A 22,367-nucleotide genomic window follows, 5' to 3' on the forward strand; every position below is an offset into this window, starting at 1 on the left:
CCTTATACTATTTTAATCTGTTTAACTAACTGGAAGGTGAGTTAGTTTTACTTTATAGGAGTTGTATACATGCCTGAATTTGATAAGAAACAGTGGTTTTTATATCCTGTTTATGTATTGGCATTTTTTGTGTTTGTGCTCATTTCAATTCTCTGTTATTTTCATTTAATTATGGGGATAGCTGCTTTTATCATTTTTTGTATCGTGTTCTTTATCGTTATACGATTTGAACTTAATTTTCAAAGGAATTTCGAAAAGCATACGACAGATATGATTACGAGGGTAAAGAAAGTCAGTAATGAAGCATTTAACCAAATGCCGATTGGTATTTTGTTATACAATAAGGATTACGGGATTGATTGGGCAAATCCTTATTTATCTTCATGCCTGGGACAGCATGCGTTAGCTGGATGGCACCTTTACGATGTATCAGAAACATTACTTCTTTTCATTAAAGGAGAAACTTCTGATGATATAGTCTCTTTAAATAATCGAAAGTTTCGTGTTTTTGTAAGGAAAGAAGAAAAGTTAATTTATTTCTTTGATGTAACGGAACAAACGGAAATCGAAAAGATGTATGAGGATCAACGCACTGTTTTAGCTGTAATTTATTTGGATAATTATGATGAAGTTACACAAGGATTAGATGATCAATTACGTACGAATATAACAAGTCTTGTGACATCGCGACTAAATGAATGGGCACTTAAGTATGGTGCGTATTTAAAACGTGCATCTTCAGAAAGATTCTTCGTTGTGCTAAATGAAAGTATTCTGACGCAGATGGAGAAAGGGAAATTTAGTATTTTAGATCAGGTGCGTGAAGAAACGTCTAAAAGGAATATACCACTTACATTAAGTGTAGGTGTCGGATCAGGTGATTTACCTTTGTCAGAGCTTGGGGCAATGGCTCAATCTGGTTTAGACCTTGCGCTTGGGCGCGGGGGAGACCAAGTAGCTATTAAACAAGCGACAGGTAAAGTTAAGTTCTATGGAGGTAAGACAAATCCGGTTGAAAAGCGTACCCGTGTACGTGCTAGGGTCATTTCGCATGCGTTAAAGGATTTAGTATTAGAAAGTAGTAATGTCATTATCATGGGGCATAGGGCTCCTGATATGGACGCAATTGGTGCTGCGATTGGTATTTTAAAAGTGGCTCAATTAAACGAGCGTAAAGGATATATTGTATTAGATGAAAATGATTCTGATAAGGGAATTAAACGCTTGATGGACAAAGTGAAACAAAATGAGGAGTTATGGTCTCATTTTATTACTCCAGAGCAAGCGATGGAATTTGCAAATGATGAGTCGTTACTTGTTGTTGTTGATACGCATAAACCTTCTATGGTGATGGAGCAAAAACTGTTACATAAAATTGAAAATGTAGTAGTTATTGATCATCATCGTCGTGGGGAAGATTTTATTGAAGACCCATTGCTAGTTTATATGGAACCATATGCTTCTTCAACGGCAGAATTGGTTACAGAATTACTTGAGTATCAACCTAAAAATTTAAAGATGACAATGCTAGAAGCGACGGCATTGTTAGCAGGTATTATTGTCGACACGAAAAGTTTCACATTCCGGACAGGGGCTCGTACATTTGATGCTGCTTCTTATTTACGCTCACATGGTGCAGATACTGTGCTTGTACAAGAACTTTTAAAGGAAGATATGGATCAGTATTTACGGGTTGCAAAAGCTATAAAAAATGCGTACATTTATAAAAATGGAATTGCGATTGCTAAAGTTGATAGTGATGATTACTACGATCAAGTGCTTATTGCGCAATCGGCAGACACGTTATTAACGATGACAGGGATTATTGCATCATTTGTTGTTGCGAAACGTGGTGAGAATCTCATTGGAATTAGCAGCAGGTCTTTAGGTGAAGTGAATGTGCAGCTAATTATGGAAAACTTAGGCGGTGGCGGGCATTTGACTAATGCAGCCACACAAATGAAAAATGTTACAGTAGATGAAGCTGAGGAGAAGCTTCGATTTGTTATTGATGACTATTTACAGGGAGGCACACAATCATGAAAGTAATTTTTCTAAAAGACGTAAAAGGTAAAGGTAAAAAAGGAGAAATAAAAAACGTACCGGATGGCTATGCAAATAACTTCTTACTAAAACAAGGATTAGCTGCTGAAGCAACAAATAGCAGTATGAAAACTTTAGAAGCTCAAAAGCGTAAAGAAGAAAAAGATGCAGCAGCAGAGCTTGAAAATGCAAAAGAGTTAAAAGAGACTTTAGAGAAATTAACTGTAGAATTAAAGGCGAAATCTGGAGAAGGTGGCCGTTTATTCGGTTCTATTACGAGCAAACAAATCGTAGATGCGATGCAAAAATCACATAAAATTAAACTTGATAAACGTAAATTTGAAATGGATGATGCAATTCGTGCATTAGGCTACACAAATGTAACAGTGAAATTGCATCCGCAAGTAACAGCGACAGTAAAAGTTCATGTTAGTGAACAATAAAAATAAATTAAGCAAGGAGGATTGCGTATGAGTGATGTACTTGCTGATCGTACCCCTCCGCATAATATAGAGGCCGAGCAGGCGGTTTTAGGTGCCATATTAATTGATCAAGATGCGTTAACGTCAGCATCGGAGTTATTGGTACCTGATTCATTCTATCGAACGAAACATCAAAAGATTTTTGAGGTCATGCTTGGATTATCTGATAAAGGAGAACCGATCGACTTAGTAATAATGACATCAGCGATGGCTGATCAAGGATTACTAGAAGAAGTTGGTGGAGTGTCTTATCTAGCAGAGTTAGCAGAAGTTGTTCCAACAGCTGCTAACGTTGAATATTATGCACGTATCATTGCTGAAAAGGCACTTTTACGCCGTTTAATTCGAACAGCGACTCATATAGTGTCGGATGGATACGAGAGAGAAGATGACGTGGACGGCCTTTTAAATGAGGCCGAGAAAAAAATATTAGAAGTATCCCATCAAACGAATGCAAAAGCATTTCAAAATATTAAAGATGTTCTTGTGGATGCTTATGATAAAATTGAACTTTTGCATAATCAAAAAGGTGAAGTTACTGGGATACCAACTGGATTTACTGAATTAGATAAGATGACGGCAGGTTTCCAGCGAAATGATTTAATCATTGTAGCAGCACGTCCGTCAGTAGGGAAAACTGCATTTTCATTAAATATCGCACAAAACGTAGCGACGAAAACGGATGAAAATGTAGCGATTTTTAGCTTGGAGATGGGCTCCGATCAGCTTGTTATGCGTATGCTTTGTGCAGAAGGAAATATCGATGCGCAAAGACTTCGTACCGGGTCACTAACTTCTGATGATTGGGCGAAATTAACAATGGCGATGGGGAGTCTTTCAAATGCCGGTATATATATTGATGATACACCGGGAATTAAGGTAAATGAGATTCGAGCAAAATGTCGTAGACTAAAGCAAGAACAAGGTCTTGGAATGGTTTTAATTGACTACTTACAGCTTATTCAAGGAAGTGGGAAATCAGGTGAGAACCGTCAGCAGGAAGTATCTGAGATTTCTCGTACTTTAAAAGGGATTGCACGTGAATTGCAAGTGCCTGTTATTGCCTTATCACAGTTATCTCGTGGTGTAGAATCTCGTCAGGATAAACGCCCGATGATGTCTGATATTCGTGAATCTGGAAGTATTGAGCAGGATGCTGATATTGTAGCTTTCCTATATCGTGAAGATTACTATGACCGTGAAACGGAAAATAAAAATACGATTGAAATTATCATTGCAAAGCAACGTAACGGTCCAGTAGGTTCAGTGGAACTTGCATTCGTCAAAGAGTTCAATAAGTTCGTTAACTTAGAACGACGCTTTGAGGATGGGGCATAAAGGCAGTATAAAAAAGAAACACATTTCTTATAATAAGATGTGTTTCTTTTTTTATGGTGTAAAGATAAGGCTTTCATAAGGTGAAAACATAATTCTTACGAACGAAAATGATTTTTAATAAAAAAATGTTCGCTTTTTGGTTGACTTCTTTTTCGGTTTTGGTACAATTATATTGTTTGAATAGATCGTTTGAAAATTGCGGAGGTGCTTTAATAATGTCTTCAGTAGTAGTTGTAGGAACACAATGGGGCGACGAAGGAAAAGGTAAAATCACTGATTTTCTTTCTGAGCATGCGGAAGTAGTTGCAAGATATCAAGGTGGAAATAACGCGGGACATACAATTGTTTTCGGCGGAGTTAAATATAAGTTACACTTAATTCCATCTGGTATTTTCTATAAAGAGAAAATTTGTGTAATCGGAAATGGCTTAGTAGTAGATCCGAAAGCATTACTTGAAGAGTTAAAATACTTACACGACCGTGGTGTAAGTACTGATAATTTACGTGTAAGTAACCGTGCACACGTTATTTTACCTTATCACTTAAAACAAGATGAGTTAGAAGAGGCTAGTAAAGGTGATAACAAAATCGGTACAACGAAAAAAGGTATCGGTCCTGCATATATGGATAAAGCTGCTCGTATTGGTATCCGTATGGCTGATCTTTTAGATCGTGAAGCATTTAAAGAGAAGCTTGAGCGCAATTTAGTAGAGAAAAATCGTTTGTTTGAAAAAATGTACGATACAGAAGGTTTCAGTGTAGAAGAAATCTTTGAAGAGTACTTCGAATATGGACAACAAATCGCACAATATGTATGCGACACATCTGTTGTATTAAATGATGCACTAGATAACAATCACCGTGTATTATTTGAAGGTGCACAAGGTGTTATGCTTGATATTGACCACGGTACGTACCCATTCGTTACATCTTCTAACCCGATTGCGGGTGGTGTAACAGTTGGAACTGGAGTTGGTCCTGCGAAAGTTACTCGCGTTGTAGGTGTATGTAAAGCATATACAAGCCGTGTTGGTGACGGTCCATTCCCTACTGAACTTAATGATGAAATTGGTCATCAAATTCGTGAAGTTGGTCGTGAGTACGGAACAACAACTGGTCGTCCGCGCCGCGTAGGTTGGTTCGATAGCGTTGTTGTAAGACATGCGCGTCGTGTTAGTGGTTTAACGGATCTATCATTAAATTCTATCGACGTTTTAACAGATATTCCAACTCTTAAAATTTGTGTTGCTTACAAATACAATGGCGAAGTTATCGATGAAGTTCCAGCAAACTTAAACATTTTAGCGAAATGTGAGCCTGTATATGAAGAGCTTCCAGGTTGGACAGAAGATATTACTGGTGTAAAATCATTAGACGAGCTTCCTGAAAATGCACGAAAATACGTAGAACGTGTTTCTGAGTTAACAGGAATTCAATTATCTATGTTCTCAGTTGGACCAGATCGTAACCAAACGAATATTGTTCGTAATGTATACGAAGCTTAATTGATATTTTAAGAAAAAACTCATGTCCGCATGAGTTTTTTCTTATCTTTTATAAAAAAATGAAAAAAAGTATTGCGAAGAATACAGAATACATGTTATGATACATCTTGTCGTCACGAAAATATGACGTTGGTGAGTATGAGCCATTAGCTCAGTTGGTAGAGCATCTGACTTTTAATCAGAGGGTCGAAGGTTCGAATCCTTCATGGCTCACCATTTTATTTTTCGTGGCCCGTTGGTCAAGTGGTTAAGACACCGCCCTTTCACGGCGGTAACACGGGTTCGAATCCCGTACGGGTCATGTTTTTTTATGCTTATTTTTGGTCCCGTGGTGTAGTGGTTAACATGCCTGCCTGTCACGCAGGAGATCGCCGGTTCGACCCCGGTCGGGACCGCCACTTTTGTTTATACCACCATTAGTGGTTTTATATATAGTTTTGGCTCGGTAGCTCAGTCGGTAGAGCAGAGGACTGAAAATCCTCGTGTCGGCGGTTCGATTCCGTCCCGAGCCACTCTCAGGATATTAAGTGGGCCCACTTAATATCCTTTTTATTTATGTAATTTTACAAAACTGAGTAGTTATTTTAAAATAGAACGAGGAGCCTCTAGCAGTTGAAGCTAGAGGTTTTTCTATAGATCGTATAGGATTCCGTGTAAAAGTGGATCATACATGAGTCTATGAGAATAGAGGAGAAAATACTTAAACAAAGGATGCGGTCATATAGGACATACTATGTAAACATCAATATGTTTAGGGATTATTGACCATATTTTTATAAGGAGGAAATAGACGATGATGGGAAAGAAAATTTTAGTAGTTGATGATGAAAAGCCGATTGCAGATATTTTGAAGTTTAACCTAGAAAAAGAAGGTTTTGAAATAGTAATGGCGCATGATGGTGATGAAGCAATTGAAAAAGCTAATGAAGAACAACCAGATATGGTTTTATTAGATATTATGCTACCAGGTAAAGATGGCTTAGAGGTTTGTCGTGAAATACGTAAAAGTTCAGAAATGCCGATTATTATGCTTACAGCAAAGGACTCTGAGATTGATAAAGTATTAGGGCTTGAGCTTGGGGCAGATGATTATGTAACGAAGCCATTTAGCACGAGAGAATTACTTGCTCGTGTGAAGGCGAATTTACGCCGTCACCAACAAGGTGGTGCTGCAGAAAAAGAAGAAAATACAGAAATGGTTATTGGACCAATTGTTATTAATCCAAATGCATATAGTGTAACGAAGCGCGAGGAAAATATCGAGCTTACACATCGTGAATTTGAGTTGCTACATTATTTAGCGAAACACTTAGGACAAGTTATGACACGCGAACATTTATTACAAACAGTTTGGGGTTATGACTATTTTGGAGATGTGCGCACAGTAGACGTAACAGTACGTCGTTTGCGTGAAAAAATTGAAGATAATCCAAGCCATCCTACTTTAATTGTAACTAGACGTGGAGTAGGGTATTACTTGCGTGACCCAGAGCAGGAATAGTATATGAAGAAAGTTGGTTTTTTTCAATCTATTCATTTAAAATTTGTGCTTATATATATGCTATTAATATTAATAGCGATGCAAGTTATTGGGGTATATTTTGTAAGGGAATTAGAGAAGAGCCTAGTACAAGGTTTTAGGGATTCTTTAACGCAGCAAACAAACTTATTATCATATAACTTGAAACAAGAATTTAAAAAAAGTTATACAAAAGCAGAAACAGAGTCAACAGATGAAACGATTAAAACTTCTATTCGAAAGTTTGCCTCTGATCAAAAAAAAGTTATACAAGAGGTAAGTGTATTTGATTCGCATAGAAAGTTACTGGCTATTTCAGATGAATCAAAGCAGAATAAGGTGAATAGAACATCAACTGATATAGCTGTTCAGCGAGTGTTGGTGCAAAAAAAGCCAGAAGTGAAAATTGAGAAGGATGGTAGTACAGGCCATCGTGTTCAAGTTATGCTTACTCCGATTCTAGATGATAATGGCAAGGATGCGCTTGGTGTTATATACATCGTTGCATCTATGGAAGATGTATATAAACAAATGAAGGATATAAATCAAATTTTTGCTACGGGAACAGTAATTGCCTTATTAGTAACGGCCGTACTTGGGATTTTATTGGCTCAAACAATTACAAGACCAATTTCAGATATGCGGAGACAAGCAATCGAAATGGCAAAAGGAAATTATTCGAGAAAAGTAAAGGTGCATAGCCATGATGAAATTGGACAACTGGCATTATCCTTCAATAATTTATCAAAAAAATTACAACAAGCTCGTTCTTCTACAGAAAGTGAAAGGCGTAAACTATCATCTGTTTTATCTCATATGACAGATGGAGTAATTGCTACTGACCGAAAAGGGGATATTATTTTACTAAATGACCCTGCGGAAAAAATGTTAAATGTTTCTCGTGAAACAGCGCTCGATCAATCTGTTTTAGAGGTATTAGGGATACAGGAAGAATTTACGCTCGATCATTTATATGAAGAGCCAGATTCTGTTTTATTAGATTTTAGTACGAGAAATGAACCATATATTTTACGTGCTAGTTTCTCTGTTATTCAAAAAGAAACAGGGAAGGCAAATGGTTTAATTGCCGTATTATATGATGTAACAGAGCAGGAGCGTATAGAAAGGGAACGCCGTGAGTTTGTGGCGAATGTCTCTCATGAATTAAGGACGCCATTAACGACAATGCGCAGTTATTTAGAGGCACTTACAGATGGAGCATGGCAGGATCCGAATATTGCACCACAATTTTTAACGGTTACACAAGAAGAAACAGAAAGAATGATTAGACTTGTAAATGCGTTGTTACAGCTATCTAAACTTGATAGTACAGAGCACCGTTTAATGAAAGAATGGGTCGACTTTACTGATTTCTTTAATAATATTATTGATCGCTTTGAAATGTCTAAAGAACAAAATGTAAGTTTCAAACGATCTTTCTCTAAGAAGTCTAGGTTTATTGATATGGATACTGACAAAATTACTCAAGTGCTGTATAACATTATTTCTAACGCATTAAAGTATTCACCAGAAGGTGGAACAGTAACATATCGCTTACGTGATCGCGGTGATTTATTAGAAATTAGCGTAAGTGACCAAGGAATGGGTATTCCAAAAGAAAACGTTGATAAAATCTTTGAACGTTTTTATCGCGTAGATAAAGCTCGTTCAAGACAAATGGGTGGTACGGGACTTGGATTAGCAATTGCAAAAGAAATGATCGAGGCACATGGTGGCTCTATTTGGGCGAAGAGTGAAGAAGGAAAAGGGACAACTATTTATTTCACGTTACCAATGGCAGCAGATGAAGAGGACGATTGGGAATGAGTATGGAAAACTTTAAAACAATAGTTTTAATTAACCTAGTTGTAATTAGCCTGTTTCTTACTTTTAACCTATGGACGTATGTGCCAGATTCTACATCCATGCAAAATGCAAAATTTGTACAGGGCAATGAAGGAACGAATCAAACTAAAATTTCCGATGTTGTCCGTCCTACTTCTATCATCGTGCATAAAGATAAAAATCATTATGGGAGCAGAAGAGAGGCAGATATAGAATCAATCTATAAGCCTTTGGAAGTAGGGGAACTACATGAGTTTAGAGAGATATCAATCACTAAGGGTGATTTCCTATCCTATGTGCATGGTGAAGGGAAAATTGAATTTGTTTTCCCTACTGATATCCCATTTGATGCAGTTAAATCTATGTTTAACATGAAAGAGAAAAGTACAGATAAGCCTAAACATTTTAATCGTATTCTCCTTGATCCTTCTGGGAGTAAGGATCAAGAAATTAAAATTAACTTTGTTTCTGATGGTGATAACTTTAAAATATATGAGGCAAAATTAAGTGGTGTGTATTTAAAAGATATTGTAAATGCTCAAAATCAATTTATAGTATCAGCAAAGCCCTATTTTGATTATCAAATCAATGATATGAAAAAGTTATTTTTACCAGATGGCACGACAGAGTTAAACAATATAACATATATTTCATCTAATTTAGCAGTTGATACGTTTAAGAATGCTCTGTTTAGTGATCCTCGTTATTTAAGTCCGATTACTGAGATATCGAAAGAAACATTTACAGATGGTATTAGATCCATGGAAATTGAAAACGATCGTCACATGCTAAAGTATAAAAACTCTTCTGTCTTAACTGAGAAAACGATAGATAATTTAATGCTGTTACAAAAAAGCTTTGAATTTGTAAGTGGTCACAGTGGAAGTTTGGATTCATATCGTTTGGACTATATGAATAAAGGAGAGACAGTATTTCGCTTACATGAAGATGGATATTCCGTATTCAATACAGATGGATTAGCTGAATTGAGACAAAAATGGGGATCAGAAGAAGTAATGGAATATGAAAGACCGTTGCTGTCTTTAAATACTAAAGGCATAGAACAGAAAGTTACTCTTCCGTCAGGGCATGTTGTAATAGCATCCCTAGAAAATAATCCAGAGATAAAGAAACAAGTAATTAAGGATATTGGTATTGGATACAAGTTATCACTAGATGGGCAAGTAGTTCGACTACAACCAATTTGGTATGTAAAGCTTGTTGAAGGTGAAACGGGTAAACAGCAAATCTATGAGTGGAGTGAGGGAGGACTAAATGGATTGGGATCGAATTAAAACCATATTTATTGTGACCTTTTTTGTTTTGGACCTCTTTCTCATTTTTCAATTCATTCAAAAGCAAGATAGTAATCAATTGGAGCTTATTGCAGAAACAAAGATAGATCAAGAATTAAAAGCAAATAAAATTACTATAGGGAATATCCCTAAGGAACCGAAGAAAGAGTCATTTATTAGAGCGGAAAATAAAGCCTTTAAAGAAGATGATATACAGTCTTTGAAAAATCAAACGGCGCATATACAAAATATGTACACGATAGAAAGTAAGCTAAAAGAGCCTTTTTTAAATACGAAATCATTATCAAAAGATAAGTATAATGAATTTTTGAAGAACTATGTATTGGATGGACAAAAGTATGAATTTGGAGCGGTGAAAGACTCTAAAATTTATTTCTTCCAAAAATATAAAGATAAGCCTATTTTCTATAATAATCAGGCGATGATTGTTGTGGAATTAAATGAAAAAAATGAACTTGTTTCATATACGCAGACAATGCTAACTGATTTAAAAGAAATGGGCGAAGGTGAAAAAACGAAAGAGCAAGAAATTATTACGGCTCAAACAGCTTTAGAAAATTTGTATTTAAAAAATAAAATTCATGGAAATACACATGTTAAAGAAGCGCAAATTGGTTATGCCACTCTTACCGCATCTACTTCTAATAACCAAGTACTTGCTCCAACGTGGAATTTAAAAACGGAGCAAAAGCAGGACTTCTTTGTGAATGCAATTGAAGGACAAGTTATGGAATTAGGGGAAAAGGAAAATCAAGTGGTTGATGAACATACTGGAGTGAGAAATAATGGGGTTGCATTTTAGCGTACTTGCAAGTGGAAGTACAGGAAATATGCTATACGTAGGAACCGATGAAAAAAAATTACTAGTCGATGCAGGTTTAAGTGGTAAAGCGACAGAGGCTTTATTTAAACAAGCAGAACTGAATATAAATGATGTATCAGGTATTCTTGTAACACATGAGCATAGTGATCATATTAAAGGGTTAGGTGTATTGGCGCGAAAATATGATTTACCCGTTTATGCGAATGAGAAAACATGGAATGCAATGGAACATTTAATAGGAAATATCCCAACTGAGCAAAAATTCATTTTCTCAGTTGGGGATTTGAAAACATTTGGTGATATTGAAGTCGAATCATTTGGAGTTTCTCATGATGCGGCTGAACCGATGTTTTATGCTTTCCATAATAATAATAGGAAATTAGCGCTTATTACAGATACGGGATACGTAAGTGACCGTATGAAGGGCGTTATTAAGGGAGCTAATGCTTTCGTATTTGAAAGTAATCATGATGTGGAAATGCTTCGTATGGGACGTTACCCATGGAGCATTAAACGACGCATTTTAAGCGACGTTGGGCATGTTTGTAATGAGGATGCTGCATTAGCGATGGCAGATGTAATTACAGATGAGACAAAGCATATTTATTTAGCCCATTTAAGCTTAGATAATAACATGAAAGAACTAGCTCGTATGTCAGTATCACAAGTACTAGAGGAAAAAGGATTTGGAGTGGGTGAATCCTTTGAAATTCACGATACAGATCCAAAAATGCCTACAAAAATTCAATACGTATAATTCTTCATTTTAGTAAACAATAAAGGTGAATATAGTTGTTTTCAGGAAGATGGGTGAACAAATATGTCCTTTATTGATGAAGAAAATTATCGTATGAAACGTGCAGGAAAAAAGAAGCATAAAGGTATAGTTCTTTCTAGTATAGCGGGAACAATTGTAGGAGCTTCTTTATTTGCGTTTGGAGCTCCTTTATTTTCAAATTCTGCTGATACGCTTCCGCAAGCTGAAGCAAGCGGAAGTAATATGGCCGAAGCTCAAGGAATTAAACAGATTAGCTTTGTAGATGCTGTTGATCGTGCATCTGAAGCTGTTGTGGGTGTTATTAACATTCAACGAGATAACTTTTCAGAGGCAGATTCAGAGGCTGGTACAGGATCAGGAGTAATTTATAAAAAGACAGATGGTCAAGCTTATATTGTAACGAATAATCATGTTGTAGCTGGAGCGAATCGTATTGAAGTAAGTCTAAGTGACGGTAAGAAGGTTCCTGGAAAAGTATTAGGAACCGATGTAGTCACAGATTTAGCTGTATTAGAAATAGATGCAAAGCATGTGAAAAAAATAATTGAAATTGGCGATTCTAATACTGTTCGCAGAGGAGAGCCAGTTATTGCGATTGGAAATCCACTTGGACTGCAATTCTCTGGAACTGTTACGCAAGGTATTATTTCAGCTAATGAACGTATTGTCCCTGTAGATTTAGATCAAGATGGACATTATGATTGGCAAGTAGAAGTGTTACAAACAGATGCGGCGATTAACCCAGGGAATAGTGGCGGTGCGCTTGTAAATGCAGCAGGACAATTAATTGGTATTAATTCAATGAAAATTGCTGCAAAAGAAGTAGAAGGAATCGGACTGGCTATTCCAGTGACTAGGGCTGTTCCGATTATGAATGAACTTGAGAAGTATGGAAAAGTAAGAAGACCGTATGTTGGGATTGAACTTAGGTCATTAAATGAAATTCCAAACTATTATTGGTCAAAAACATTACATTTACCAGGTACTGTAACAGAAGGAGTTTGTATTTTGGATGTGAAAAGTCCTTCGCCAGGCGCGGATGCTGGTTTAAGAGAACATGATGTTATTGTGGCAGTAGATGGAAAACCGATTCGCGATATTATTGGATTCCGCACGGCCTTATATGATAAGGAAATTAATGATAAAATGACTCTTACGTTTTATCGTGGTACAAAAAGAGTAACAACAACAGTGAAATTAGGCATTCAAAAGTATTAAAAACAGGAGGGCCTACCTCCTGTTTTCTATTGTAGAAAAGTGAGGTGAAGAAAATGAATTTACCTTGTTGTTTAGAACATGTTGAATTAGCGTTAGATATTATTGTGGATGAGTGTGAAGTTGCACCGGTTATCAACAGTGTGGATAACTCAGAAAAAGAGAAAAAAACATGTGAATTTTGTCAAAATGAGGCGACATATGTTGTATCGAACACAGATTCTCACACAATATGTGGGTAGTGTTTGTGGATATGTGGATAAGTTTTGTGGATAACATGTTTGTAAGGTGGAGGATACGTGTGAATATCTCGATTATTTCAATTGGGAAATTAAAAGAAAAATATTTGAAACAAGGTATAGCAGAATACTTAAAACGATTATCAGCATACGCAAAAGTAGAAGTAATTGAATTGCCAGATGAAAAGGCACCAGAAAATTTAAGTGAAGCAGAAATGTTAATTGTAAAGGAAAAAGAAGGTATACGTATACTGGATAAGATTTCTGATGACACGCATGTGATTGCATTAGCTATAGAAGGAAAGCAAAAGTCATCAGAAGAATTTGCGGTCAGTCTAGATCGCCTTGCTACATATGGAAAGAGTAAAGTCGCATTTGTAATTGGTGGATCACTCGGACTAAGTTCAGAAGTAATGAAGCGTTCAAACGAATCACTTTCTTTTTCAAAGATGACGTTACCACACCAATTAATGCGATTAGTGTTGCTTGAGCAAGTGTATAGAGCGTTTCGGATTAATCGTGGGGAACCGTATCATAAGTAAAATATTCTATGTAAAACAAAGGTAAGACGCTGATATTATCATATTTATTTTATTATGCCTATAACTGGAGGCTATGTGAATGGTAAGTGATCAGACGAGATATTCTAGGCTCGCGAATATAACAAAAATAATAAATACGAAATTAGAACTACGTGAAGTATTGCAGCGTGTGACAATGGCGATATCAGAGGAGATTGTTAGGTGCGATGCTGTTGGAATTTATTTACCCCAGGAAGATGGAACATTTAGAGGATTTGCAGGAAAACCAGAGACCATAAATGGCGTAACACTCGATACTCAGGTAGTGGATCCTGAAATAGACTTACTGGCAAAAGAAGTTATTGAAACGAAAAAAACCATCTATATTCCTGATACCTCAAAGGATCATCGACCAGATCCGAGACCAGTTGATGCGTTTAAAATTAAGTCCTTATTAGCTCTGCCTATCTCATTTAGGCAAGAGTTATTTGGTCTGGTTTTTTTATTTGATTATGGGATTCCGATGAACTTAACAGATTCAGAAATTCAAAGTGTTGAAGCTTATGTAAATATGGCCGCGGTCGCAATTCAAAACGCAAATAATTTAACACAAAAGGAAGACCTTATTGTTGAGAAGCAGCTGTTATTAAATGTTACCCGTGATTTATCAATGTGTTCCTCGATACAGGAGAGTTTTGATAAATGCTTTTTTTACTTAGAACAGATTTTAGAGAGTAAAAATATGACTGCCCATCTTCTAGATCCGCTAGACAAAACAACGATTAAAACAACGAAATTAAGTAAGGGCTGTGATTGGACAGAAGCTGATTGGACAGAGAAAAGCTATGAAGCCAAGATCCAAGAAGTTATTCAAACAAAAAATATAGATAGTAAGGATTTATTGATGATCCCATTGATTTCAATGGGAGAAGTATTAGGGGTAATCGTCGTTCGGAAAGAAGGAAAAGCTCACAATTACGATAATTCTCAAATTCAACTAGCAAAATCTATCGTTGATGCCACAGCCCCTACGTTTTCAAATTTGTTATATATGGATAAACTAGAAAGTATAGTGGAAGAGCGAACGGGAGAGCTAGCTGCTGCTAATGAAAAAGTTACAAGTGTGATTGAATGTATTACGGATGGATTCTTTACTTTAAATAATAAATGGGAATTTACGTACGTAAATAAGCACCAATATTTTCCGCAAAGAAAAACAGCAAAAGATGTATTAGGAAAGAATATATGGGATGTTTTCCCGAGTGATATCGACACAGTTATGTATAAGGAATTTCATCGTGCGATGTCAGAACGAACTACAGTTCATTTCGAATTTCTTTCTACTGCAGATGAATATTGGCACGAAGTTATTGCATACCCGTATGATGATGGTATTTGTTGTATTTTTAAAAACATAACGGAAAAAAAGAAATATGAACAGGAATTGAAAAGATTATCTAACATTGATTTAATAGGGCAAATGGCAGCAGGTATCAGCCATGAAATTAGAAATCCAATGACAACGGTACTAGGATTTTTGCAGTTATTAAAAGAAGAGAATACCTATGAGAAACATAATAAGTACTTTCATTTAATGATTGAAGAACTTAACCGTGCCAATTCTATTATTACTGAATTTCTCTCAATGGGTAATACAAGGAAATTGGATTTGCAGATGTTAGATTTAAATTCAATTATCCGCGATATTATTCCGTTAATAAAGATTGATACGTATAATCAAAATAAATATATTCAAGTCGATACAAATGACATTCCGGAATTACTTTTAAATCGTAATGAGATACGGCAATTATTAATGAATCTATATCGTAATGGCTTAGAAGCGATGAGTACAGGGAAAGTTCTAACCATTAGCACCTACAAGGAAGGTCAAAATTGTGTGGTGCTTGCAGTGCGGGATCAAGGAAAAGGTATCAGGCCTGAAGTATTAGAGAAACTGGGTACGCCATTTTACACGACCAAACATAATGGAACTGGATTGGGGTTAGGTGTATGTTATGCCATTGCTGCCCGCCATAATGCAAAAATAGAAATTCAAACAGGATCGGAAGGCACTACCTTTTTTGTTAAATTTAATTATGAAAATAATAAAAAATAAGCTTATTTAGAATAGTTATGATGAACCGTATCATAAATAAATTTATTCTTTGCATATAAAAAGGATAAAAAGACCATTGGACAAAAATTACCGATGGTCTTTTAAATATTATTAGATGGTATATAGATTTCCTAAAATAAGTATGTTTCTATTTCCATAAAAATATGCTGTAATATGAAGAGGAAAAAGTATAAGTAGTTAGAGAAGTGAGGAATTAAAGGTGAAGAAGTTTAAGAAGTTTTACTTGGAGATTACGAGTGTGTGTAATCTTGCGTGTAGCTTTTGTCCGCCGACGGAAAGGCAGAAGCAATTCATTTCTGTAGAGGATTTTGCTAAAAGATTAGACCAAATTAAACCTCACACAGACTACATTTATTTGCACGTGAAGGGTGAGCCGTTGCTCCATCCGAAAATAGATCAACTATTAGACTTAAGTCATGAAAAAGGGTTTAAAGTTAATATTACAACGAACGGAACGTTAATTAATAAGAGAAGGCATAGGCTGTTAAATAAGCCCGCGTTAAGACAAATGAATTTTTCACTGCATAGTTTTGATGGACACCCAGGTTCGCAAGATAAAGAGGGCTATGTAAGGAGTATACTTTCCTTCATTAGGGAAGCGACAAGTCAATCAGATTTAATTGTATCGTTAAGGTTATGGAATTTAACTCAGGATAATAAAACAAATGCTGAAATTCAGAAAAATAGGGAGTTATTATCCATAATTGAAAATGAATTTGATCTATCTTATCAGATTGAAGAGAAACTTACACCAGGAAAAGGTATAAAAATTGCAGAACGTGTCTTTATTAATCAAGACTATGAATTCCAGTGGCCAGCATTACATGAAGAAGAGGATGATGGGAAAGGATTCTGTCATGGACTTCGTAATCAAGCAGGGATTTTAGCGAATGGGACGGTTATTCCTTGTTGTTTAGATGGTGAAGGGATTATTAACCTTGGAAATATTAATAATGATTCATTTTCTAACATTATAGAAGGTGAAAGAGCAACAAACATTGTCGATGGATTTTCAAAAAGAGTTGCGGTTGAAGAGCTTTGTAGGAAATGTGGATATCGTAAAAGGTTTGGGAAGTAAATATGAAATAAGCCCTCATAAAGCGAGGGCTTATTTTTTATTCTTGATAAGAATGCTCTAATTCATCAATTAATGAACCAACGTAAGAAACAGCTTGACGGATTGCATCTGGTTTTGACATATCTACTCCGGCATGTTTCATTAGTTCAAGTGGTTTCATTGTACCACCAGCGCGAAGCACATCTAACCAGCGATCAATAGCAGGTTGTCCTTCATCTTTAATCATTTGAGCTACTGCAGTTGATGCAGTGAGGCCTGCGGAATATGTGTAAGAATATAGACCCATATAATAATGAGGCTGACGCATCCAAGTTAAGCCCGCACCTTCATCGATTTCTACAGAATCTCCCCAGAATGTGGAAAGGACATTTGTTTTAATTTCAGTTAAAGTTGTAGCTGTAAGGGCCTGTCCTTCTTCTGCTAGAGCATATACTCTACGTTGGTATTCACCCTCAAGTAAATGAGTAACAAAGTTGTGATAATATGTGCCGAGTAGTTGTAGAATGACCCATCTGCGCATCCTCTTATCGTCAGTAGTCGCTAGTAAATGCTGAGCTAATAGTAATTCATTCATAGTTGATGGTGCTTCAACAAAGTACATAGATGGGCGTACGTTCATGATACGTTGGTTTTTATTTGCTAAATAGAAATGACCAGCATGTCCAAATTCATGTGCTAATGTGAAGCATCCACGCATCGTATTTTGCCATGTAATTAAAATATAGGGATGAGAGCCGTATGGACTTGAGCAAAATGCCCCTGTTGATTTGCCTACGTTATCTGCAAGATCTACCCATCTTTCTTTGAATCCTTTTTGGATTATGGAACTATATTCATCGCCTAATACTTTTAAAGAATCTTGAATGAGCGTGGCTGCTTCTTCATAAGTAATCGTCGGATTAAATTCGGGATCTAAAGGTGCGTGTAAGTCGCAGAAAAGCATTTGATCGAGTCCTAATACTTTCTTTTTTAAATCTGCAAAACGGCGCATATGAGGTGCTAATTCTTTATAAATAATATCAAGTTGGTTGTTATACATTTCAAGTGGAACCTTTTGTGGTTCTAATAGCATATGGGTAACGGATTCATATTTACGTAAACGAGAAAGTGTTACTTGTTTTTTTACTTCGGTAGCATATGTTGTCGCAACTGTATTTTTATATCGTTTTAGTGTGGAAACAAATGATGAATATGCTTTTCGACGTATATATGTGCTTGGAGAAAATTCATATTTGCTTTCAAATAATGAGAATGAAACAGGGAGTTCGTTTCCTTGTTCGTCTTGTATAGAAGTGAAATCCATATCTGCCAATTTAGTCATGCCGTAAATTTTGTATGGAGAACTATGAACTTCGCCAAGTGCAGCAAGTGCTTCTTCTGTTTCGGGAGAGAGTGTGTGCTGCCTTTTTTTGAGTATTTCTAGTAACGACTTACGGAAAGGTTCGAGTTTTGTTTCTTCAGTTAAATATTTTTCAATTGTTCCTTCGTCGAATGAGAGGATTTCATTATGAATAAAGGATAGTGCAGTATGTACTTTCGTCCATAAAGCAGAAATTTTGGAAGAGTTCGCTTGAATAACTGGATTTGTACGATCAGTAGATTCTTTTAAATTTGCATATGAGTACAGTTTTGTTAACTTCATTAAAAGCTCTTCTTCTAAAAGTAGGCAATTTAATAAAGTTGTGGAGTTAGTATGTAAACGTCCTTTAAATGCATCAAGTTTCTGTATATCATTTTCTAATATGTTTAATGCGGTATGCCACTCATCATTGGACTTATACAAATCAGACAAATCCCATTTTAGTTCGTTAGGTACTTCCGCACGAACAAGACGATTCTCAATTATAGTTTTCATGTCTTATATCCTCCTTATTAAAAGCATCTAAAAATATGATACTAGAAAATTCAGTAAAATAAAAATATTTCACATTTTTATATATGAAAAAGAAGGAGAAGCATAGAAATGCTTCTCCTTCTTTTTAAATTTAAGAATTAATATACTTTGTCACCATTGAAAATCGAGTTTTTCACGACAACATAATCTACAGTACGAATAGCATCTAGTTTTGTTCCACCAGCGTAAGAGATAGAAGATTGAAGATCTTGTTCCATTTCGATTAACGTATCTTCTAAAGAACCTTTATGCTCAACGAACATTTTCTTACCTTCAACGTTTTTCTTCTCACCCTTTTGGAATTCAGAAGCAGAACCGAAGTATTCTTTATAAAGTTTGCCATCTCTTTCAATTGTTTCCCCTGGAGACTCTTCGTGACCAGCGAATAGAGAACCGATCATGACCATAGTTGCCCCAAATCGAATAGATTTAGCTACGTCGCCGTGTGTACGAATACCACCATCAGCGATAATTGGCTTACTTGCAGCTTTTGCACACCAACGAAGTGCAGCTAGCTGCCAACCACCAGTTCCGAAGCCTGTTTTAATTTTAGTAATACAAACTTTACCAGGTCCAATACCAACTTTTGTTGCATCGGCACCAGCATTTTCTAATTCTCTTACCGCTTCGGGAGTTCCAACGTTTCCAGCGATAACGAAGCTCTCTGGTAAATGTTTTTTAATATGTTGAATCATGTTAATCACAGCATTAGAATGACCGTGTGCGATATCAATCGTGATATATTCAGGTGTAAGTTGCTCAGCAGCTAATTGTTGTACGAATTCATATTCGTCCTCTTTTACACCAACGCTGATAGAAGCGATTAATCCACGTGATTGCATATCTCTAATGAATGAGATTCGTTTCTCTGGTTGGAAACGATGCATGATATAGAAGTAATTGTTTTCAGCTAAATAAGTTGCGATTCTTTCATCAATAATCGTTTGCATATTTGCAGGCACGACAGGTAATTTAAATTTATGTTTTCCTAAAGTGACAGTTGTATCACATTCAGAGCGGCTATTTACAATGCATTTTGCAGGAATTAATTGAATATCTTCATAGTCGAATACGTTTTCCATCATTTACACCCCTAAAATACGAATATTTTATTTTTATTAATCAAAAATGTTCGTCCATAGGATAATTTACATTATTTTTATTAAGAAGTCAAAGGATTTCTTAACATTTTTTTAAAAAGTAGATTTTATATCTGAAAAAAAACGTTAAAAACGAATTTAAAACGTTTTTTCAATTGTATTGTTCGTTTATGAAAAAAAGTTGAAAAATTGAGATAATTATACAAGGTTGTATGTATTCTTTTTATTTTTTGGTAGGGTGAGGGTACTATGAAAGGGTTAATGCTAACAATACGAGCAAAAGATGTTATCAATTAGTTGAACAATATATGAAATGATAAGGTTTATTTCTATATAAAAAGATGAATCTGATATGATCCACCTTTTTATGTGAGGTTTCAAGTATAATAAGTAGGGTGATAGTAACGTATACAAAAGATAAAAAAGAAAATAATACAGAATAAAATGAGGTTAATATATGAGTAAAAAAAGTTTTTCTGATTATAAATTAAGTAAGGAAATTGTAAGGGCGCTTACTGGGTTAGGATATGATCATCCAACAGAAGTACAAGGTGAGGTTATTCCAGTCGCATTACAAAAGAAGGATCTTGTTGTGAAGTCCCAGACTGGAAGTGGAAAAACAGCTTCGTTTGGTATTCCGCTTTGTGAAATGGTGGAGTGGGAAGAGAATAAACCACAAGCATTAGTTTTAACACCAACGAGAGAGCTTGCGGTACAGGTAAAAGAAGATATTACAAATATAGGTCGATTCAAAAGGATTAAGGCTGCGGCAGTTTATGGGAAATCTCCATTTGCACGTCAAAAATTAGAATTAAAGCAAAAGACACATATTGTAGTTGGGACTCCTGGTCGTGTGTTGGATCATATTGAAAAGGGTACCCTTTCTTTAGAGTGTTTGAAGTATTTAGTTATTGATGAAGCAGATGAGATGCTAAATATGGGCTTTATCGATCAAGTAGAGGCAATTATTGATGAATTACCTATAAAAAGAATGACAATGCTATTCTCAGCAACACTTCCAGAAGATGTTGAAAAATTGTCTCGTACATATATGAATTCACCAACTCATATCGAAATTAAAGCAGCTGGGATTACAACGGATAAAATTGAACATACTCTTTTTGAGGTAATAGAAGACGAGAAGCTTTCACTACTTAAAGATGTAACAACGATTGAGAATCCAGATAGTTGTATTATTTTCTGCCGTACACAAGAAAACGTAGATCATGTATATAGACAGCTAAAACGAGTTAATTATCCTTGTGACAAAATACACGGTGGTATGGTACAGGAAGATCGTTTTGAAGTTATGGATGATTTTAGAAAAGGAAAGTTCCGTTATTTAGTAGCAACTGATGTAGCTGCGAGAGGAATTGATATTGATAATATTACACATGTTATTAATTACGATATTCCATTAGAAAAAGAAAGCTATGTACATCGTACGGGAAGAACGGGACGAGCTGGTAATAGTGGAAAAGCTATTACATTTATAACGCCTTATGAAAATAGATTTTTAGAAGAGATTGAGGAATATATCGGATTTGTAATTCCAAAGGAACTGGCACCTTCAAAAGAAGAAGTTATAAAAGGGAAAGCAGTATTTGAAGAAAAGATATATGCTAAACCAATTATAAAGAAAGATAAAAATGCAGACCTAAACAAAGGAATTATGAAATTGTACTTTAATGGCGGAAAGAAAAAGAAAATTAGGGCGGTAGATTTCGTTGGAACAATTGCTAAAATTCAAGGTGTTTCTGCTGATGATATAGGTATTATTACAATACAAGACAATGTTTCTTATGTTGAAATATTAAATGGAAAAGGGCCACTTGTCTTGAAAGTCATGAAGACTACAACGATTAAAGGGAAACAATTAAAAGTGCATGAGGCAATTAAGTAAATAAAAAACTATCCACTTTAATAGGTGGATAGTTTTTTATTTATGATTTTTTCAAATCATCAACTAGTTGCTCTGCTAAACGTCTATACATATTACTCATAGTCACAAAGGATGTTAGTAGTAGAAATTTTTCTAGCTTTGTATCTTCTAAGGAAGAAATCTCATTTACTTCTGTAACACGTTTATTTACGTCTTGTTTAAAGCTTTCGACATTGCTTTCAGTAAGAGCAAGATAATTTTTATATACCGCATTTAATTCGAATGAATCATCGTTTAATAAGGAGTCATTTATATTTTCTAATGAACTTTTTATATCGTTAATGGAGAGTGCGCCCTTTAATTGGTAAATTAGGCTAATTAAAATCATATGCTCTTTTGAATACTTTTTATTTTTGATAGGGATAAATAGTTTCCCTTTTGCGTAATTATTAATCATCGTTTTTGTTAATACTTTTTCATCGTCAGTTCTTGTTGTATCTGCATAAGTATTCTCAAATAGTTGGACAACTTGGTCTACATATAAGTCAACATTTGGAATATCCTCAAGTTTAATATTTTTTTCTAAATGTAATGTCTCAAGTAATTCATTTATATTTTCCACGTAAAATCCCTCACTTTTATAACTTAG

18 protein-coding genes and 4 tRNA genes are annotated in these 22,367 nt (G+C 35.5%); 19 read left to right on the forward strand and 3 right to left on the reverse strand.

The annotated features are described in order from the left end of the window. The first annotated feature begins 69 nt into the window (after positions 1–69). The 18 genes from ACS2FK_RS09250 to ACS2FK_RS09335 all read left to right on the forward strand — a co-directional run bounded on the left by ACS2FK_RS09250 (position 70) and on the right by ACS2FK_RS09335 (position 16,842). On the forward strand, positions 70–2,043 hold the full coding sequence (locus ACS2FK_RS09250) for a DHH family phosphoesterase (protein WP_001113779.1): 1,974 nt from the start codon (positions 70–72) through the stop codon (positions 2,041–2,043). Beyond that, positions 2,040–2,486: a 50S ribosomal protein L9 gene (gene rplI, locus ACS2FK_RS09255; RefSeq protein WP_000864223.1), complete on the forward strand. Its 447-nt coding sequence runs from the start codon at positions 2,040–2,042 to the stop codon at positions 2,484–2,486. Before ACS2FK_RS09250 ends, rplI begins: the two co-directional genes overlap by 4 nt. A 27-nt stretch (positions 2,487–2,513) precedes the next feature. Then, complete coding sequence (gene dnaB, locus ACS2FK_RS09260; RefSeq protein ID WP_001286147.1) at positions 2,514–3,863, forward strand: replicative DNA helicase; 1,350 nt, start codon at positions 2,514–2,516, stop codon at positions 3,861–3,863. 215 nt (positions 3,864–4,078) lie between these two features. Beyond that, entirely contained in the window at positions 4,079–5,368 is a 1,290-nt protein-coding gene (locus ACS2FK_RS09265; protein ID WP_000100230.1) for an adenylosuccinate synthase, read from the forward strand. 140 nt (positions 5,369–5,508) lie between these two features. Beyond that, positions 5,509–5,584 (forward strand) — tRNA-Lys (locus tag ACS2FK_RS09270). A gap of 13 nt (positions 5,585–5,597) precedes the next feature. Beyond that, positions 5,598–5,669: transfer RNA gene (locus ACS2FK_RS09275), tRNA-Glu, on the forward strand. Between the two features lie 21 nt (positions 5,670–5,690). Then, positions 5,691–5,766 (forward strand) — tRNA-Asp (locus ACS2FK_RS09280). 41 nt (positions 5,767–5,807) lie between these two features. Beyond that, a tRNA-Phe gene (locus tag ACS2FK_RS09285) sits at positions 5,808–5,880 on the forward strand. Between the two features lie 281 nt (positions 5,881–6,161). Next, positions 6,162–6,869, forward strand: a complete 708-nt coding sequence (gene walR, locus ACS2FK_RS09290) for a cell wall metabolism DNA-binding response regulator WalR (protein ID WP_000971865.1) — start codon at positions 6,162–6,164, stop codon at positions 6,867–6,869. A gap of 3 nt (positions 6,870–6,872) precedes the next feature. Next, positions 6,873–8,714 carry a cell wall metabolism sensor histidine kinase WalK gene (gene walK, locus ACS2FK_RS09295; RefSeq protein WP_000755367.1) on the forward strand — a complete coding sequence of 614 codons (1,842 nt, stop codon included), beginning with the start codon at positions 6,873–6,875 and terminating at the stop codon, positions 8,712–8,714. Further along, positions 8,711–10,027, forward strand: coding sequence for a YycH family regulatory protein (locus tag ACS2FK_RS09300; protein WP_063549235.1), 1,317 nt, complete (start codon positions 8,711–8,713; stop codon positions 10,025–10,027). Before walK ends, ACS2FK_RS09300 begins: the two co-directional genes overlap by 4 nt. Next, positions 10,008–10,850, forward strand: coding sequence for a two-component system regulatory protein YycI (locus tag ACS2FK_RS09305; protein ID WP_000383720.1), 843 nt, complete (start codon positions 10,008–10,010; stop codon positions 10,848–10,850). The genes ACS2FK_RS09300 and ACS2FK_RS09305 overlap by 20 nt, the downstream gene beginning before the upstream one ends. Further along, positions 10,834–11,628: an MBL fold metallo-hydrolase gene (locus tag ACS2FK_RS09310; protein ID WP_000522834.1), complete on the forward strand. Its 795-nt coding sequence runs from the start codon at positions 10,834–10,836 to the stop codon at positions 11,626–11,628. The genes ACS2FK_RS09305 and ACS2FK_RS09310 overlap by 17 nt, the downstream gene beginning before the upstream one ends. Before the next feature lie 63 nt (positions 11,629–11,691). Continuing rightward, complete coding sequence (locus ACS2FK_RS09315; RefSeq protein ID WP_000008031.1) at positions 11,692–12,867, forward strand: S1C family serine protease; 1,176 nt, start codon at positions 11,692–11,694, stop codon at positions 12,865–12,867. 53 nt (positions 12,868–12,920) lie between these two features. Further along, positions 12,921–13,106, forward strand: coding sequence for a CxxH/CxxC protein (locus ACS2FK_RS09320; RefSeq protein WP_001052833.1), 186 nt, complete (start codon positions 12,921–12,923; stop codon positions 13,104–13,106). A 59-nt stretch (positions 13,107–13,165) separates the two neighbouring features. Next, positions 13,166–13,645: a 23S rRNA (pseudouridine(1915)-N(3))-methyltransferase RlmH gene (gene rlmH, locus ACS2FK_RS09325; RefSeq protein ID WP_001027003.1), complete on the forward strand. Its 480-nt coding sequence runs from the start codon at positions 13,166–13,168 to the stop codon at positions 13,643–13,645. A 79-nt stretch (positions 13,646–13,724) separates the two neighbouring features. Continuing rightward, positions 13,725–15,743 carry a GAF domain-containing sensor histidine kinase gene (locus ACS2FK_RS09330; RefSeq protein WP_063549233.1) on the forward strand — a complete coding sequence of 673 codons (2,019 nt, stop codon included), beginning with the start codon at positions 13,725–13,727 and terminating at the stop codon, positions 15,741–15,743. Between the two features lie 220 nt (positions 15,744–15,963). Next, complete coding sequence (locus ACS2FK_RS09335) at positions 15,964–16,842, forward strand: radical SAM/SPASM domain-containing protein (protein ID WP_000713633.1); 879 nt, start codon at positions 15,964–15,966, stop codon at positions 16,840–16,842. A 37-nt stretch (positions 16,843–16,879) separates the two neighbouring features. On the opposite strand, the gene pepF is transcribed toward ACS2FK_RS09335, so the two are convergent. After that, on the reverse strand, positions 16,880–18,697 hold the full coding sequence (gene pepF / locus ACS2FK_RS09340) for an oligoendopeptidase F (RefSeq protein WP_063549231.1): 1,818 nt from the start codon (positions 18,695–18,697) through the stop codon (positions 16,880–16,882). 137 nt (positions 18,698–18,834) lie between these two features. Then, the gene (gene guaC / locus ACS2FK_RS09345) at positions 18,835–19,818 is read right to left on the reverse strand and encodes a GMP reductase (RefSeq protein WP_000432447.1); all 984 of its coding nucleotides are present in this window, start codon (positions 19,816–19,818) and stop codon (positions 18,835–18,837) included. A gap of 475 nt (positions 19,819–20,293) precedes the next feature. On the opposite strand from guaC, the gene ACS2FK_RS09350 reads away from it, so the two are divergent. Further along, positions 20,294–21,739, forward strand: a complete 1,446-nt coding sequence (locus ACS2FK_RS09350; RefSeq protein ID WP_063549229.1) for a DEAD/DEAH box helicase — start codon at positions 20,294–20,296, stop codon at positions 21,737–21,739. 40 nt (positions 21,740–21,779) lie between these two features. Here ACS2FK_RS09350 and ACS2FK_RS09355 read toward each other — a convergent pair whose 3' ends face one another. Next, positions 21,780–22,340, reverse strand: coding sequence for a DUF1836 domain-containing protein (locus ACS2FK_RS09355; RefSeq protein WP_000427876.1), 561 nt, complete (start codon positions 22,338–22,340; stop codon positions 21,780–21,782). Between the last annotated feature and the right edge of the window lie 27 nt (positions 22,341–22,367).

The organism is Bacillus cereus group sp. BceL220 (genome assembly GCF_051776965.1).
GTDB lineage: Bacteria > Bacillota > Bacilli > Bacillales > Bacillaceae_G > Bacillus_A > Bacillus_A cereus.